This is a genomic window from Kocuria sp. p3-SID1428, assembly GCF_025149945.1.
Taxonomy (GTDB): Bacteria; Actinomycetota; Actinomycetes; order Actinomycetales; family Micrococcaceae; genus Kocuria.
The window spans coordinates 1-15,557 of the sequence record NZ_JALXVH010000023.1 but is presented as its reverse complement, the minus strand read 5'-3'; the positions used below and the strand labels follow the sequence as shown (position 1 = coordinate 15,557).

Sequence of the window (15,557 nt, the reverse complement as noted above, 5' to 3'; positions counted from 1 at the left end):
GACGTCCGGACATGAGGACGGGGCCTGCCGGCATCCGGCAGGCCCCGTCCTCATGCGCAGAGCTTCAGGCTCCTCCGCGGCGGATGCGACCGCTCACAGGCCCTTGGTCCGGCGCACCTTGGAGGGGTCGTCCAGATCGGCGGGGTCGTCGAGCTCGGGGTCGTACTCGGGCACGTAGGCGTCCCCGCGCTCGGCGGCCTCCTCGGCCGCCTTCTCGCGGTCCACGCGCTTCCAGTGCAGACGGCGCTCCACGCGCTCGTTCTGCTCCCGCTGGACCTCCTCGACGGGGCGATCGCGCAGCATGGCCACCGCGCCCACGGAGGAGCCGTCGTAGATCACCCTGCCGTGCTCGAGCACGATGCCGCGCTCGCAGATGTCCATGATGAGATCCAGGTCGTGGGAGACCACCACGAGGGTCTTGCCGCGGCGCACCAGGTCCTTGATGCGTCGGATGCACTTCTTCTGGAACGGCTCATCGCCCACGGAGAGGATCTCATCGACCAGGAAGACCTCCGGGTCGGTATGGATCGCCACCGCGAAGGCCAGGCGCAGGTACATGCCCGAAGAGTAGAACTTCACCTCGGTGTCGATGAACTCGCCGATCTCGGAGAACGCCACGATGTCGTCGAACTTGGCGTCGATCTCCTCCTTGTCCATCCCCAGGATCGCGCCGTTGAGATAGACGTTGTCGCGCCCGGTGAGATCCGGGTGGAAGCCCGCGCCGACCTCGATCAGCCCGGCGACCTTGCGTCGCGTGCCCACCGAGCCTGAATCCGGGTGCATGACCCCGGAGATCATCTTCAGTGAGGTCGACTTGCCCGAGCCGTTGAAGCCCAGCAGAGCCACGGTCTCTCCGTCGTGGATGTCGAAGGTGACGTCGTCCAGCGCCTTGAACCGGTCGGAGAGATCCTTGCGCCGACCGCGGGCCAGCCACATCACGGCCTCCTTGATGGAGCGCGTGTGCCGCAGCGTGAACCACTTGGACATGTGATCCACGCGGATCGCCACGGTCTCCTCGCTGAAGGTCACACCGGGCTTCTTGAACGGGATGGTGGTCATGAGGCCTTCAGAGCTCCTGGGCGAAGTTGCCCTCTTGGCGGCGGAAGATCAGATCGCCGACGAACAGGGTGGCCAGCGCGATCAGCAGGGCGAACGGGGTCCAGAACGACAGGAGGTGGTCAGCCGCATGCCAGCGCGGCTGCGGCAGCTCCGTGGTGGCGAACCAGAATCCGTAGTGGAACAGCTCGACGGCCACGGTGAGCGGATTGGCGAAGTAGAGGTAGTACACCCACTGCGGCAGCTTGTCCTGGACCATGGTGAACGGATACAGCACTGGGGAGGCCCAGGTGGAAACCATCAGGATCAGATCCACGAAGTTCTCCGCGTCGCGGAAGAACACGTTGAGGGTGGCGAAGATCAACCCCAGACCCAGGGCGAAGATCGCGACGATGAAGAACCCGGCGATCATGCACAGGAACTGCACTGGCCCGGGATGCCACCCGGCCGTCAGGCAGGCGATCAGCAGGATCAGCAGCTGCGGCAGGAAGTGGACCAGCGCCACGAAGAGATTGGCCACCGGGAAGAGCTGCCGCGGCAGGTAGATCTTCTTGAGCAGCCCTCCGTTGTCCGTCATGGAGCGCGAGGCGTTGCCGAAGATCTCCCCGAAGAGATTCATCAGCACGATCCCGGAGAACAGGTAGATCGCGAAGTTCTCCAGGTTCTTCTCGAGCTCCAGGAAGATGCCCATCGCGATGTAGTAGACGAAGAACTGCACGGCCGGCTTGAGATAGGACCACACCAGCCCCAGCACGGTCCCGCGATAGCGGACCTGGATCTCCTTGTCGACCAGCAGCCTCAGCAGATAGCGGTTGCGGACGACGTCCAGCAGGCCGCGTCCCTTGCCGGGCGTCATCAGCTCCGGCACTGTCGTGCTCATCCTTGCTCCTCAATCAGTGCGCGCTCGGCGGTCCCGCGGGGCCGGCCGTGCGCTGGGATCACGACGACGATGGGCGCAGCGGCTGGGTGCGCCGCTGCGCCCGTCGTCGTGGTGGATCGGCCTTGCGCCGCGGATCAGCGCTGGACGTCCACCGGCGGGTTGTCCTCGAAGGTCTTCGCCCATGCCTCGGGCGAGGTGATCTCCCCGAGTGCGGCGCGGTACTGCTCGGACAGCGAGTCCCAGCGCGAGAGCAGCTCGGCGTGCAGCTTGGCGCTGCGGGCGGTGAGCTCGCGCACCGCCTTGGGGTCGCGCTTGTGCCAGGCCGCACCGGTGCCGTCGGCATTGGAGACCACGGCCGAGTCCAGGGTGGCCAGGTGGTACCACTTGCCGTCCTGGTGGGCGACCCACTCCTCGGGATGGCTCTGCGCCAGCTCGCGCACCGGCAGGACCGTCTGCTTGAGCAGGGTCTTGACCGCCCACGGCGGCAGCTGCCAGTAGGCCGGCGGCTTGGGCAGACCTCGGCGCTTGGGCGGACGGCGCCGCTTGGCCGCCGGGAACGCGCCCTGGTCCTGGCTGAACTGGGCGTCCGAGAACTCGGACTTCAGGGAGCGGATCTCCGGCATCCTGGTGCCGATCATCCCGTGCAGGCCCTCGGGGCCGCGCAGGACATCCTCGAGGGCCATCAGCACGCACGTTGCGGCGTAGTACTGCATGGAGACCGTGTGCTTGGTGTCCACGGCCAGGGACTCGCGCACCATGCGCCCGCCGCGCGGGAACGGCGAGTGCAGCAGGGCCGCGATCAGGCGGTTGCGCTCGTGGAAGTAGGCCTGCCAGTCGACGGCGTCGTCCTTATCCATCCAGGACACGTGCCACACGGCCGCCCCGGGCAGGGAGACGGTCGGGTACCCGGCCTCGGCGGCGCGCAGTGAGTACTCGGAGTCGTCCCACTTGATGAACACCGGCAGCGACAGCCCGACGTCCTGCAGCACCTTGCGCGGGATCAGGCACATCCACCAGCCGTTGTAGTCGGCGTCCCAGCGGCGGTGCAGGTTCGGTCGCGAGCGCAGGCCCGCCTCCGAGAAGTCGATGCCGCCCAGGTCCTCGATCGGGCCCCACAGGAAGCGGTAGCGGTCGACGACCTCGGCGTAGCCGTTGAGCACCGGGCGGTTGTACATGTCGAACATGTGCCCGCCCACGATCGTGGGAGTGCGGCAGAAGTCCGCGAAGGCGACGGCGCGCAGGACGCCCTCGGTCTCCAGGAGGATGTCGTCGTCGAGGATCAGGACGTAGTCGGAGGCCGAGCCGTCCGCGCGTCCCTGCACGACCTCGTACATGTTGCGGGAGAAGCCGCCCGAGCCGCCCAGATTGCCCTGGCGGATCATGCGCAGCTTCCCGCCCATGGCCTTCTCGGCCTCGGCGAAGTCGTCCTCGTCCTCCACGAGCCTGTTGCCCTGGTCCACGATGATCAGCTCGTCCAGGACGTCGTCGAAGCCGTCGGCCTCAGCGATCGTGCGGATCGTGTTCACGCAGTAGTCCGGGCGGTTGAACGTGGTCACGCCCAGGGTCACGGTCCCCTGGGGGGCCGTGTCCGGAACCGACCAGGCGGCCGAGTCGAGGACCATGCCCTCCTCATCGGCGATCAGGTCGAACCAGTACCAGCCGCCGTCGCCGAACGGCGCCAGGGTGAGGTCGAACTCGCTGGTCTGCGAGCCGCCGGGCAGCCGCACGTTCTCCACGCGCTGGGAGATGCCGCGGGCGTTCGAGCGGTAGACGATCAGGGAGCCGGCGCCGGTGGTGGCCACGGACAGCACGACCTTCTCGGCGACCGTCCAGCGGCGCCAGTACGAGGCTGGGAACGCATTGAAGTACGAGCCGAAGGAGACGCGGCGCCCCGAGCGGATGCGCATGGAGCGCCGGCTCAGGATGTCGTCCGGGTGCTCGGCGACCTCGTCTGACGAGCCGGAGGAGCGCTCCTTCCTCAGCGGCCCGTCGACGTACAGCGGGAGCGCGTCGAGGTCCTTGGCCTCGGGCAGGACCACCCGGGCCACCTCGCGCAGGGAGCCCTGCGACGACGACGGCGCGTTGGTGATCCGGCCCAGGAAGCTCTGGGCGTCCTGCTCGGCGTCGGTGCTGCCGTTCTGCTCGCTCACGCGTCGATGCCTCCGCTCGTGATCCGGTCCCCGCCGCGGAAGTGGGGGGTGATCCTGTTGTCGACCATGGATAGCGCCGACCCGATGGCCATGTGCATGTCCAGGTACTTGTAGGTGCCCAGCCGCCCGCCGAACAGGACCGAGGACTCGCCGGCGGCCAGGTCGCGGTAGGCGAGCAGCTTCTCGCGGTCCACCGTGGTGTTGACCGGGTAGTAGGGCTCATCGCCCTTCTCGGCGAAGCGCGAGAACTCGCGCATGATCACGGTCGCGTCCTTGGTGTAGTCCCGCTCCGGGTGGAAGTGGCGGAACTCGTGGATGCGGGTGAAGGGGACGTCGGCGTCCGGGTAGTTCATGACGGAGGTGCCCTGGAAGTCCTCGATCTCCAGGACCTCCTCCTCCAGATCGATCGTGCGCCAGGACAGATCGCCCTCGACGAAGTCGAAGTAGCGGTCCACCGGGCCGGTGTAGATCACGGGGACCTGGCCGACGACCTTGGACTTCGAGAACTCGTGCGAGTCGTCGAAGAAGTCGGTGTCCAGCCGGACCTCGATGTTCGGATGATCCGCCATGCGCTCGAGCCAGGCGGTGTAGCCGTCGGTCGGCAGCCCTTCGTGGGTGTCGTTGAAGTAGCGGTTGTCGTACGTGTAGCGCACGGGGAGCCGCTTGATGATCTCTGCGGGCAGGTCCTCGGGGGCGGTCTGCCACTGCTTGGCCGTGTAGTGCTTGATGAACGCCTCGTAGAGGGGGCGTCCGATCAGCTGGATGCCCTTGTCGTTGAGGTTCTGCGGGTCGGTGCCCGCCAGCTCGCCGGCCTGCTCGCGGATCAGCTCCCTGGCCTCGCCCGGTGAGTAGGCCGAGCGGAAGAACTGGTTGATCGTGCCGAGATTGATCGGCATGGGGAACACCTCGCCGTTGTGGCGCGTGTACACCTTGTGCACGTAGTCCGTGAACGTGGTGAACCGGTTCACGTACTCCCACACGCGCTCGTTCGAGGTGTGGAAGAGGTGCGCGCCGTAGCGGTGCACCTCGATCCCGGTGCGCTGCTCCTTCTCGGAGTAGGCGTTGCCTCCGATGTGCGAGCGGCGGTCCAGGATGACGACCTTCAGGCCCAGCTCATCCGCAGCGCGCTCGGCGACGGTGAGCCCGAACAGGCCCGATCCGACGACCACGAGGTCAGCATTCATGCAGTCTCTCCCGTTCCGGTCCGCTGCCGCCCGGTGGGGCGACGGACCGATTCTCATCCGGCGCGGGCGAACCGCGACCGCTCGGCATCGCCCCACGGTACCGGAGCCGCTCCGGCGGCCCGTGCGGACGCGCGTGGATGAGGGCCTTGCCACAGCGAGCTCTGCGTCCGAGCGCAGTTCGCTCCCAGGCTGCGCCGCACGACGGCGGCACCGCCGCCTCAGCGCCGATCTGCCGGCACGTCCTGCGTGGTCCAGTCCACGACGTCCTGACGGAAGAGGGACCCGCCTGCCACCAGGGCGGCCGCCAGCACGAGCAGGGCGAGCCACCGGCTGACCGGCAGCAGGACCGCCACGGCGATGATCACCGCGAACAGCTGGACGGTCAGGGCGGCGGCACGGGGCCAGCGCCTGCCGGCCCACAGCGCCGTGGCGGTGCGCGCCAGCCACAGCCCTCCACCCACCAGCAGGACGACCAGCATCAGGGTCCGCACCACGGAGTCCACGTGACCCGTGAACACCCCGGAGAGCACCCACAGCGCACCGGCGAAGACCACCACGGACTCGGCTGCCACGATTGACACCAGAGGCACGATGGCCTGCGGACGCAGGGGCCGCACAGCCGTCTCGGGGATGTCTCGGTCGCCGACGGGTGCCACGGGCAGCTCCTGGAGGGGGTGCGGGTCGGGGACCGCAGGATCGACCGGCCCCTCGCGGCTCCAGCGTATCGCCGCTGGGCCCGCCGCACCTGCCCGTCCGACGGCTCCGCCGGCTGTCGAGCTCCCCTCGGACCCGGCCCGGTGCGCGGCTTGAGAAATGTCTCGCGGATTCTTGAATTCAGCACCCGAGATCTCCGATATCAAGGGGCGTGTGACGAATGTCCCATCCCCTTGTTCACGTGCCGTTCACATGGAAAAGTAGAGGAATCTTGGGCAGGCCGATGCGAGGCCTGTCACCGCCCTCCAGGGCACTTCTCATCTCGCCGGGCACCGCCCTCGCCCGGCCCTCACGTGCCTTCTGAAAGGAGTCGCATCGTCATGGATTGGCGTTCACAAGCAGCCTGCCTCGAGAAGGACCCCGAGCTGTTCTTCCCCGTGGGGAACACCGGGCCGGCCCTGCTCCAGATCGAGGAGGCCAAGGCCGTGTGCCGCACCTGCGACGTCATGGACGAGTGCCTCTCCTGGGCCATGTCCTCCGGCCAGGACGCCGGCGTGTGGGGCGGCATGAGCGAGGACGAGCGCCGCTCCCTCAAGCGCCGCAACGCCCGGGCGCGCCGCGCCTCCTGACTCGGCTCAACGCCTCACCCTCACGAGGCCTCGTACACCGGCACGGTCATCTCGATGACCGTGCCGCTGTCGTCTCCGGGGCGCCAGCTCACGGATCCGTCGAGCTCCCCCAGCACCAGGCTGCGCACGATCCGACTGCCGAGACCCGCCGAGGCGATCGATGACCCCTCCGGCTCATCGGCCGACCAGTGACCGCTGCTCATGGAGGGGTCCATCCCCACGCCGTCGTCGGCGATCGTCACGACCAGCTCCGCGCACGGCACCGCACGTCCCTCGGCGCGGGCCTCGCGGCAGGCCGAGGGATCCGGATCGCGCCGCTGCGCGCTGACCTCGATCGTGCCGTCGCGGCCCCGCAGTCCGTGCTCCACGGCGTTGGTCAGCATCTCGTTGAGCACCAGCGCCATGGCGGTGACCTGCTGACCGGGCAGCCTCCCGAACGTCCCGGTGACCCGGGTGCGCACCGTCTGCCCGGTGGCCGCCAGCTCGGCGATCGCGCGGATCTGGCGGCTGAAGTGCTCGTCGAAGTCCACTGACCCCTCGGGAGTGTGCGACAGCGTCTCGTGCACCGCCGAGACGGCCTCCAGCCGCCGCATGGCCTCCGAGAGCCCGCGCCGAGCCTCCGGGCTGTCTGCGCGCCGCGACTGCATCCGCATCATGGCCGCCACGGCCTGCAGGCTGTTCTTGACCCGGTGGTGGGTCTCGCGGATGGCGGCGTCCTTGGAGGACAGCTCCCGCTCGCGCCGACGCAGCTCGGAGACGTCGCGGCACAGCAGCAGCGCCCCGACCCTCTCTGCGTCCTCCGCGAGCGGGACGCTGCGGAACATCACCACCACACGGCCCCGGCGGACCTCGGCGTGACTGGGGACCCGGCCGCGCAGCACGCCCATCAGGCCCTCGTCGACCTGTTCCCCGGCGAAGGCCCCGGAGCCCAGCGCATCCGTGAGCCGCTGGCCGAGCGCGGCCTCCCCGGCACCCAGCCGGGCGACCGCGGAGACGGCATTGGGCGACATGAACGAGACGCGGTCCTCGTGATCGAGCCTGATCACGCCATCGCCCACTCGCGGATTGCCGCGCCGCGGTGACGGCTGGGTGCCGGCCTGGGGCCACTGACCGGTGCCCGCCATGCGCAGCAGCTGCGCTGCGACCTCCCGGTAGCTGTGCTCCCCCGGCGAGGTCGTGGTGCCGATGCTGCGCTCGGTGATCAGCGACAGCAGCGCGATCGGCTGGCCGTCGAAGGCGACGGTGGTCACCAGGGCCTGGACGTCCGAGTCGAGACCGGGCAGCAGCCGTCGGCCGGTGTTGCGGTGGGAGCTCACGCCCGGGGCTCCCCACAGCTCGCGCAGCAGGCTGCTGAGCGGGGGGCCGAGATGCTGGCCGATCTGATCGGTGGGAAAGAGTGTCTGCGTGGTGCCGGGGCGGACGTGGTCCAGGATCAGGAAGTCCGTGTCCCGAGCCGGAAGGCGCATGGCACCGGGACTCGGCTCGAAGCTGCGATCGGGGAAGGTCAGGTGGACATCGCCGAAGCCCAGATCGGCGAGCATCTGCCACTCGCCCACGAGCAGATGGAGGTGCTCCACTGCCTCCTCGGAGAATCCTTCACGGCTGGACAGCTCGACGAGGGACACGCGCTCGGGCTCCTTCCGGCTGCAGCGGGCAGCATCGCCCGGATCAGGATCGTGGATTCGAGGCTATCACCGGCGCAGCCAGCCTCCCACGGCCCGCCCCAGCCGGGTGCCGCGGACGTCCTCCACCTCCTCCTGGCCCTGGTCAGGACCCAGATCGCCGTCGAGGCGGCGCAGCACCGATCCAGCCAGGTCGCGCATCTGCGAGCGCAGCACCGAGGACGGGGCCGACTCCGCCAGGACCGAGCCGGCCAGGGCCGCTGCATCAACGACCTTCGGCTCCCAGGACAAGTGGGCATCCCACTGACCCGGCGCGCCGATCGCGGCCCAGGCCTCCTTCAGTGCCGCCCTGGGCGAGCTGCCTGCGGCAGAGCGTCGCACCCGGTTGGCCACGAGCATCACCGGGGCCGGCGTGAGCTCGAGCAGCCCGGGCAGCGCCCGTGCCGCGCGCGGGATGCCGAGGACCTCGGCCGAGCACACGGCCAGCACCAGATCGGCTTCGGCCAGCGCCGCGGTGGTCGCCGCCGATCGCCGCGGCATTTCGAACTCCGAGACCAGCTCCTCGTCCTCCTCCAGGCTCGCCCCGACGTCGACCACGATCACCGGGGCGGGACCGCTCTCCTGCGCGGGGCCGGAGCCGTCGAGGAGCCGACGACTCCGGGGCATGTGCTGGCAGGCTCGCAGCAGCCTGCGCACGCTGCCGGCGCGCAGCTCGGGCCAGCGCTCAGGACGGGTGATCCCGGTCAGCACCATGATCCGGCTGCGACCCAGCTGGACCTGCACGCCCGCCCGCTCGAGGGCCTGCGGGTTCAGTCTGTCCCGATCGGCTGCGCGGCAGGCCTGGGCGACGCCGGCGGTCTCATCGAGCAGCCCCAGCAGCGCGGCGGCCGAAGGCCCCCAGGTGTCCAGGTCCACCAGCGTGGTCTCCACACCCTGCAGCGCCAGCTCGGCCGCCAGGTTGATCGCCACGGTCGATCGCCCAGGGGAGCCATGGGGCCCCCACACCACGACGACGCGCCCGCGGGGAGCCAGAGCGCTCGAGGCCTCCGGAGGCGCAGCGGACTCGGGGGCCTCGAGCAGCAGACGCCATTCGGCCTCCGGCTGCTCGTCGTCGGGGTCCAGCCGGTGACCCGCCCCGTCCGCTCCCTCCGACCGGCTCTGCTGCGGATCGACGACTCCGACGGCCTCGGCGAGTCCTGGGTCGGACCCGCCAGGCGGCGGGCGGTGTCCCTGGGCAGCCTCCATCAGCAGCTGGGCCGCCTGCCGGGCCGGCAGCTGTGCCGGGATCTCGAGCGCACCGAGGTGCTCCCAGTCGACGGCGGCATGGTCCTCGGCGCTGATGGCATCCTGGACGCCAGCGCTGCCGATCCCCTCCTGAGTGTGCGAGACCGTCCCTTCCGCAGCCGGTCCGGGCAGGTCCTGGACGACCACGGCCACCACGGCACCGTCACGGCGCAGCGCATCCAGGGCCTGAGCCGAGAGCTCTGGCTCCTCGGCGTCCACGAGGACCGCCAGCGCAAGCCCGGAGCGCACGACGGCCAGCATCTCGACCAGGTCCCCGCAGCGGCGCACGAGCGTCACGGGACCGTGCAGCCGATCGACCTCCTGGCCGAGCAGATCTGCGTCCTGTCCCAGGCAGGCCAGCGGGAGGCTCATCGTCCGCCGCCCAGATGCGGGACCAGGGTGACCCGGGATTCGCCGGAGAGCACCCCCACGACCGCCTCCACGTCCGCGGTCTCCACGAGGACCTGGGCGGTGGCGTCGTCATCGGCGCCCAATCCGCCGGCGGAGTCCTCCACACCGGCCAGCTCTGCGCCCTCCAGGATCTGCACCGGCTCGCCCCACTGTCCGCCGGTGCGATCGCGCTGGGCGGCCCAGATGTCCACAAGGTCCCCCGGCCTCGTCCCTGAGGGCAGCGGCGTGGCCAGCGGGATCCCGATGGGGCGGCGGTCGATGTCCTCCTGACGCCCCAGCGCCCCCGTGGGGATCAGCTGGCCCTCGGGCACACGCTGGAGGACGACCGAGCCCTCACCGAGCTGCTCGGATCCGGCCACGTACTGCTCGCCCGTGGACTCCAGCCGCAGATCGACCGCGCGCAGATCCTCGGCCGTGACGGTCTGGCCCACCTCCAGGTCCCGATCGGCCACCGAGAAGGACTGCGTGGCATCGCCGTAGGTCACGGTCGCGGTCGTGGGGGGGGGGGGGGCGCCCCCCCCCCCCCCCCCCCCCCCCCCCCCCCCCCCCCACGCGACGTCGGCATGAAGCCTGACGCACACGCAGGGACCACTCGACGGCGCATACGGCGGAATACCGGCGCTGCAGGACTCCGTTGTCCCGGACACACGCATCCTTGAGGAGGAGCCATGTCGAAGATCGTCATCCTGGGCGGCCACGGAGCCGTCGCCATGATCGCCGGGCGCAAGCTGGTGGAGGCAGGACACCAGGTCACCTCGGTGATCCGCTCCGCCGACCAGAAGACGGAGATCGAGGCCATCGGCGCCACGCCGCTCGTCCTCGACCTGCAGGAGGCGAGCACCGAGCAGCTCGATGCCGCGATCGCCGGCCACGACGCCGTCGTGTGGGCCGCCGGAGCAGGCGGGGCTGGCCCGGAGACCACGTTCGCCGTGGACCGCGATGCCGCCCAGCGCTCGATCGACGCCGCGCAGCGCGCAGGCGTCAACCGCTACGTCATGGTCTCGTATCAGGGCTCCACGCTCGAGCACGGTTTGAGCGAGGACCACGGCTTCTACCCGTACGTGCAGGCCAAGGCCGAGGCGGACGAGACCCTGCGCCGCTCGGACCTGGACTGGACCATCCTGGGTCCCGGCCTGCTCACCGACGACGAGCCGACCGGCACGATCGGACTCGGCCCCATCGAGGAGTTCGGCGGCGACCGCGAGTCCGCCGGACCGAACGGGGAGCGCAGGATCTCGCGCAGCGACGTCGCCCAGACGATCGTCGACGCTCTGGACATGCCGGAGACCGTCGGAAAGCGCATCGAGTACGGCCGTGGGGACACCCCGATCCGCGAGGCGCTCGCGCGCTGATCCGGCCGCAGCGTCGGCATCCGACCGCGCGTGGGCAGCCCTGTGCGGCCGAGGGCGATCATGAGACAGTGATGGCATGAGAATCCTGTCGACCCTGGTCACCATCGTCATCACCCTGGTGGTGGCCAACCTCCTGCTCGGCGGAGTGCAGAACTCGTTCCTGCGCATCGCCGCCGTTATCGTGATCGCGCTGATCGTGACTGCCATCGTGAACCGCGTGATCCCCAGCGACCCGAGCCGCAGCCCCGAATCCCGCCGCTGACGGCTGCCGTCGTCGCGACCCGCTCCCCGAGGCCCTCATACCTCACTCATATCCCCGCGACCGGCCGATTCCGCACCCTTCCCTCATCGAGCGGGAGATTCTGCACCGATTGCGCGTCGAGACGGTGAGGAATCGGCCGCTCGCGGGTGGGCGGATGTGCATCGGGGCGAGGGTCCAGGGGCCAGGACGACGAGAGCAGATGCGGGCGTCGGTGCCGAGTTGGATACTGAGGGCATGACTCGACGACGCGTGATCATCGACTGCGACCCGGGCGTGGACGACGCCCTGGCCCTCATGCTCGCCCACGGCAGCCCGGAGCTCGAGGTGGCCGCGGTGACCGTGGTAGGCGGCAATCAGACCCTCAAGAAGGTCACCCGCAATGCCCTGGCCCTCACGGAGGCCATCGGCTTGGAGGTCCCCGTGGCGGCGGGAGCCGCGGATCCGCTCGAGCGCCAGCCCCAGACCGCAGGGCACGTGCACGGCGACACCGGCCTGGGCCAGCTCGTGCTCGCCGAGCCGCAGACGCAGGTCTCCGACGAGCACGCCGTCGATCTCATCATCCGCGAGATCCTGGCTGCGGAGCCGGGCACGCTGACCCTGATCGCCCTGGGCCCTCTGACCAACCTGGCGCTGGCGGCGCAGAAGGCCCCGGAGATCGTCGAGCGCGTCCAGGAGATCGTGCTCATGGGCGGGGCGATCGCCGACGGCAACATCACGCCCGTGGCCGAGTTCAACATCGCCGTGGATCCGGAGGCGGCACGCATCGTCTTCGCAGCGGGCTGGCCCGTGACCATGGTCGGCCTGGATGTCACCCACACGGCCGTGGCCACCTCGGAGATCGAACGGTCGTTCGCCGAGCTGGGCACCGACGCCGGGCGGATCGCCGTGGACCTCATCTCCAGCTACCGCGCCGCCTATCAGGACAACCAGGACTTCTCCGATCCCCCCTGCCACGATCCCGTGGCGGTGGCGGCCGTGATCCGCCCCGAGCTGCTCACCCTGCGCCGCGCCCCGATCGACATCGAGTGCTCCGGCGAGCTGGCCACCGGCATGACGGTGGTCGATCTGCGCGGCCCGGAGGATCCGAGCCTGCCCACGGCCGCCGCGACGGCCCTGGACGTCGACGGCTTCTGGCAGCTCGTCCTCGAGGCCACCGCACGGCTTCAGGTCCACGACGGCGCCCTCCCGGAAGCCGAGCGGCGCATACCCGAGATGGTCGAGACCTCCGACGCCGGCCCGGAATCCGGCGCGCGCACGACCGACCCCCAGCAGCCAGGAGACGCACGATGACCGATCGCTTCCCCGCCACCGACGGCGACGTCGTCATCATCGGCTCGCTGAACGCCGATCTGGTGGTGCGCACGCAGCGCCATCCCAAGCCCGGTGAGACCGTGCAGGGCGGCCCGCTGAGCACATCTCCCGGGGGCAAGTCCGCCAATCAGGCCGTGGCCGCAGCACGCCTGGGCGCGCGCGTGCGCATGGTGGGCGCTGTGGGCGATGACCCGCACGGTGAGCTGCTGCTGGAGTCGCTGCGCCGCCACGGCGTGGACACCGCCCAAGTGGTGTCGCTGACGGACACCGCCACCGGAACCGCCGTCATCACCGTCTCCGAGGGCGGGGAGAACACGATCGTCATCTCCGCCGGAGCCAACGGGGAGCTCGCTCCGGAGGCGATCACCCCGGAGCTCTTCGACGGAGTGCGCGTGCTCGCGCTGACCTTCGAGATCCCGGCCGAGACCGTCATCGCCGCCGCCAGGGCTGCCCGTGAGGCGGACGTGACGGTGGTGCTCAACCCCTCCCCGTTCCGCCAGCCCGAGCCGGAGCTGCTCGAGTGCACCGACCTGCTCGTGGTCAACGCGCACGAGATGGGCCAGCTGATCGGCGACGAGGACACGGACTTCAGCGCCGCGCCGGAGGAGGACTGGGCCCGGGCAGGCCAGCGCCTCGCCGCCTCGACCGGGGTTGCCGAGGCCATCGTGACCCTGGGCCCCGGCGGCGCCATGCTGTTGCGCACGCACCAGGGCAGCACCCGCCAGGAGCGACTGGTCGGCCACGAGGTGCGCGCCGTCGACACCACCGGCGCCGGCGACGCCGTGACCGGGACGCTGGCCGCAGCGCGGGCCGCCGGGACCGAGCTCCAGGAGGCCGCCGCCCTGGCCATGCGCGTGGGCGCGATCGCGACGCTCTCGGAGGGCGCGCAGCCGTCGTACCCGTCGCGGGCGATGCTCAACGAGGTCTGAGCGGATCCGGACGAACTGGCCACATCTCGGACAATCGCGTGACCGGCCCCACCTGGGCTGACTAATCTGAGGAGCATGACTGATCGCGCGGGCACCGTCGCCCTTCCCGAAGACCTCGTCGATATCTCCGAGCTGCTCGAGGCCTATGCCTCCCGCACGCCGGACCTCTCGGATCCCGGGCAGCGGGTGGCCTTCGGGACCTCCGGGCACCGCGGCTCGTCGCTGAAGTCGTCGTTCAACGACGCCCACATCGCGGCCATCACACAGGCCATCGTCGAGTACCGCGCGCAGGAGGGCACCACCGGGCCGTTGTTCATGGGCCAGGACACCCATGCGCTCTCCGCCGTCGCCCAGGACACCGCCCTGCAGGTGCTGGCCGCCAACGGCGTCACCGTGCTGCTGGACTCCCGCGACGGCTACACGCCCACCCCGGCGCTGTCGCACGCGATCCTGACCTACAACAAGGACCGGCAGCGCGATCTCGCCGACGGCATCGTGATCACCCCGTCGCACAACCCGCCGGCCGACGGCGGCTTCAAGTACAACCCCACCCACGGCGGCCCCGCCGACACCGACGCCACCGGCTGGATCGCCGATCGCGCCAATGAGCTGCTCGAGGGCGGCAACGCAGACGTCAAGCGCATTCCGCTCGAGGAGGCCCGCGCCGCGGAGACCACCCAGTCGTTCGACTACCTGGACAGCTACGTCTCCGCGCTGCCGGAGATCATCGACCTCGAGGCCATCAAGCGCGCCGGGGTGCGCATCGGCGCCGATCCCATGGGCTCGGCCTCGGTCGCGTACTGGAAGGAGATCGGCGAGCGCTTCGGACTGGACCTCACCGTGGTCAATCCGGAGGTCGACCCGCAGTGGGCGTTCATGACCCTGGACTGGGACGGCAAGATCCGCATGGACTGCTCCTCCCCCAGCGCCATGGCCTCGCTCATCCAGCAGCGCGACAAGTACGACATCGCCACCGGCAACGACGCCGACTCCGACCGTCACGGCATCGTCACCCCGGACGCCGGGCTGATGAACCCCAACCACTACCTGGCCGTGGCGATCGACTACCTCTTCGCCCACCGCGACGGCTGGCGGGAGGACGCCGGGATCGGCAAGACCCTGGTCTCGTCGTCGATCATCGACCGCGTGGCCGAGTCGCTGGGCCGCCGCCTGGTGGAGGTCCCCGTGGGCTTCAAGTGGTTCGTTCCGGGCCTGCTCGACGGCTCCCTGGGCTTCGGCGGCGAGGAGTCCGCCGGTGCGTCGTTCCTGCGCAAGGACGGCTCCGTGTGGACCACCGACAAGGACGGCATCATCCTGGCGCTGCTGGCCGCGGAGATCATCGCGGTGACCGGCAAGACCCCGTCGCAGCGCTACGCCGAGCTCACCGAGCAGTACGGCGCACCGGTCTACCAGCGCATCGACGCCCCCGCCGACCGCGAGCAGAAAGCCGCACTGAAGAAGCTGTCGCCCGAGCAGGTCACCGCCGAGACTCTGGCCGGCGACCCCATCACCACCAAGCTCACCGAGGCACCGGGCAACGGCGCGTCCGTCGGCGGGCTCAAGGTCACCACGGATCGCGCCTGGTTCGCCGCGCGCCCGTCGGGCACCGAGGACGTCTACAAGATCTACGCTGAGTCCTTCGTGGACGAGGAGCACCTCAAGCTGGTGCAGCGCGAGGCCAAGGCGCTGGTCGACGGCGTGATCGGCTGATCCTTCGGAACTGACGACGCAGCAGGGCGCCCCCTCGGTCTCGAGGGGGCGCCCTTGTGCGTTCTGGGCCTCGCATGCCCGGTTGGTGACAGATCTGCACCCCATCACCGCTTCCCAGCGGTG

General features: G+C 70.1%; 14 protein-coding genes. 6 read left to right on the top strand and 8 right to left on the bottom strand.

Annotated features, from left to right (window positions below):
* Positions 1-93: 93 nt before the first annotated feature.
* The 5 genes from M3E84_RS06665 to M3E84_RS06645 form a co-directional block, all read right to left on the bottom strand.
* Complete coding sequence (locus M3E84_RS06665; protein ID WP_259895439.1) at positions 94-1,059, bottom strand: ABC transporter ATP-binding protein; 966 nt, start codon at positions 1,057-1,059, stop codon at positions 94-96.
* 7 nt (positions 1,060-1,066) lie between these two features.
* The gene (locus tag M3E84_RS06660; RefSeq protein WP_259895438.1) at positions 1,067-1,936 is read right to left on the bottom strand and encodes an ABC transporter permease; all 870 of its coding nucleotides are present in this window, start codon (positions 1,934-1,936) and stop codon (positions 1,067-1,069) included.
* A gap of 134 nt (positions 1,937-2,070) precedes the next feature.
* A complete protein-coding gene (locus M3E84_RS06655) occupies positions 2,071-4,086 on the bottom strand; it encodes a glycosyltransferase (RefSeq protein ID WP_259895437.1) in 2,016 nt (671 codons plus the stop codon).
* Positions 4,083-5,270: a UDP-galactopyranose mutase gene (glf, locus tag M3E84_RS06650; protein WP_259895436.1), complete on the bottom strand. Its 1,188-nt coding sequence runs from the start codon at positions 5,268-5,270 to the stop codon at positions 4,083-4,085. Before glf ends, M3E84_RS06655 begins: the two co-directional genes overlap by 4 nt.
* Positions 5,271-5,488: 218 nt before the next feature.
* Positions 5,489-5,926 (bottom strand): hypothetical protein, encoded by a 438-nt coding sequence (locus M3E84_RS06645; protein ID WP_259895435.1) that lies wholly within the window; start codon positions 5,924-5,926, stop codon positions 5,489-5,491.
* 378 nt (positions 5,927-6,304) lie between these two features.
* Between M3E84_RS06645 and M3E84_RS06640 the strand changes: the two genes are divergently transcribed.
* Positions 6,305-6,553, top strand: coding sequence for a WhiB family transcriptional regulator (locus M3E84_RS06640; protein ID WP_259895434.1), 249 nt, complete (start codon positions 6,305-6,307; stop codon positions 6,551-6,553).
* 20 nt (positions 6,554-6,573) lie between these two features.
* On the opposite strand, the gene M3E84_RS06635 is transcribed toward M3E84_RS06640, so the two are convergent.
* The 3 genes from M3E84_RS06635 to M3E84_RS06625 form a co-directional block, all read right to left on the bottom strand.
* Complete coding sequence (locus M3E84_RS06635; RefSeq protein ID WP_259895433.1) at positions 6,574-8,178, bottom strand: sensor histidine kinase; 1,605 nt, start codon at positions 8,176-8,178, stop codon at positions 6,574-6,576.
* A gap of 66 nt (positions 8,179-8,244) precedes the next feature.
* A complete protein-coding gene (locus M3E84_RS06630; RefSeq protein ID WP_259895432.1) occupies positions 8,245-9,831 on the bottom strand; it encodes a P-loop NTPase in 1,587 nt (528 codons plus the stop codon).
* A complete protein-coding gene (locus M3E84_RS06625; RefSeq protein ID WP_259895431.1) occupies positions 9,828-10,355 on the bottom strand; it encodes an SAF domain-containing protein in 528 nt (175 codons plus the stop codon). The genes M3E84_RS06630 and M3E84_RS06625 overlap by 4 nt, the downstream gene beginning before the upstream one ends.
* Positions 10,356-10,538: 183 nt before the next feature.
* Here M3E84_RS06625 and M3E84_RS06620 point away from each other — a divergent pair, with 183 nt between their 5' ends.
* The 5 genes from M3E84_RS06620 (at position 10,539) to pgm (ending at position 15,434) form a co-directional block, all read left to right on the top strand.
* Complete coding sequence (locus M3E84_RS06620; protein WP_259895430.1) at positions 10,539-11,222, top strand: NAD(P)-dependent oxidoreductase; 684 nt, start codon at positions 10,539-10,541, stop codon at positions 11,220-11,222.
* Positions 11,223-11,298: 76 nt separating this feature from the next.
* Complete coding sequence (locus tag M3E84_RS06615; RefSeq protein WP_137802719.1) at positions 11,299-11,484, top strand: hypothetical protein; 186 nt, start codon at positions 11,299-11,301, stop codon at positions 11,482-11,484.
* 234 nt (positions 11,485-11,718) lie between these two features.
* A complete protein-coding gene (locus tag M3E84_RS06610; protein WP_259895429.1) occupies positions 11,719-12,774 on the top strand; it encodes a nucleoside hydrolase in 1,056 nt (351 codons plus the stop codon).
* On the top strand, positions 12,771-13,724 hold the full coding sequence (locus M3E84_RS06605; protein WP_259895428.1) for a ribokinase: 954 nt from the start codon (positions 12,771-12,773) through the stop codon (positions 13,722-13,724). The genes M3E84_RS06610 and M3E84_RS06605 overlap by 4 nt, the downstream gene beginning before the upstream one ends.
* 75 nt (positions 13,725-13,799) lie before the next feature.
* The gene (gene pgm / locus M3E84_RS06600; RefSeq protein ID WP_259895427.1) at positions 13,800-15,434 is read left to right on the top strand and encodes a phosphoglucomutase (alpha-D-glucose-1,6-bisphosphate-dependent); all 1,635 of its coding nucleotides are present in this window, start codon (positions 13,800-13,802) and stop codon (positions 15,432-15,434) included.
* The last annotated feature ends 123 nt before the right edge of the window (positions 15,435-15,557 follow it).

What these genes read in the sequence shown, in the direction of transcription:
- M3E84_RS06620 (WP_259895430.1), top strand. Translation starts at nt 10,539, where the DNA reads ATGTCGAAGATCGTCATCCTGGGCGGCCACGGAGCCGTCGCCATGATC.
- M3E84_RS06660 (WP_259895438.1), bottom strand. Translation starts at nt 1,936, where the DNA reads ATGAGCACGACAGTGCCGGAGCTGATGACGCCCGGCAAGGGACGCGGC.
- M3E84_RS06630 (WP_259895432.1), bottom strand. Translation starts at nt 9,831, where the DNA reads ATGAGCCTCCCGCTGGCCTGCCTGGGACAGGACGCAGATCTGCTCGGC.
- M3E84_RS06615 (WP_137802719.1), top strand. Translation starts at nt 11,299, where the DNA reads ATGAGAATCCTGTCGACCCTGGTCACCATCGTCATCACCCTGGTGGTG.
- M3E84_RS06605 (WP_259895428.1), top strand. Translation starts at nt 12,771, where the DNA reads ATGACCGATCGCTTCCCCGCCACCGACGGCGACGTCGTCATCATCGGC.
- M3E84_RS06640 (WP_259895434.1), top strand. Translation starts at nt 6,305, where the DNA reads ATGGATTGGCGTTCACAAGCAGCCTGCCTCGAGAAGGACCCCGAGCTG.
- pgm (WP_259895427.1), top strand. Translation starts at nt 13,800, where the DNA reads ATGACTGATCGCGCGGGCACCGTCGCCCTTCCCGAAGACCTCGTCGAT.
- M3E84_RS06665 (WP_259895439.1), bottom strand. Translation starts at nt 1,059, where the DNA reads ATGACCACCATCCCGTTCAAGAAGCCCGGTGTGACCTTCAGCGAGGAG.
- M3E84_RS06610 (WP_259895429.1), top strand. Translation starts at nt 11,719, where the DNA reads ATGACTCGACGACGCGTGATCATCGACTGCGACCCGGGCGTGGACGAC.
- glf (WP_259895436.1), bottom strand. Translation starts at nt 5,270, where the DNA reads ATGAATGCTGACCTCGTGGTCGTCGGATCGGGCCTGTTCGGGCTCACC.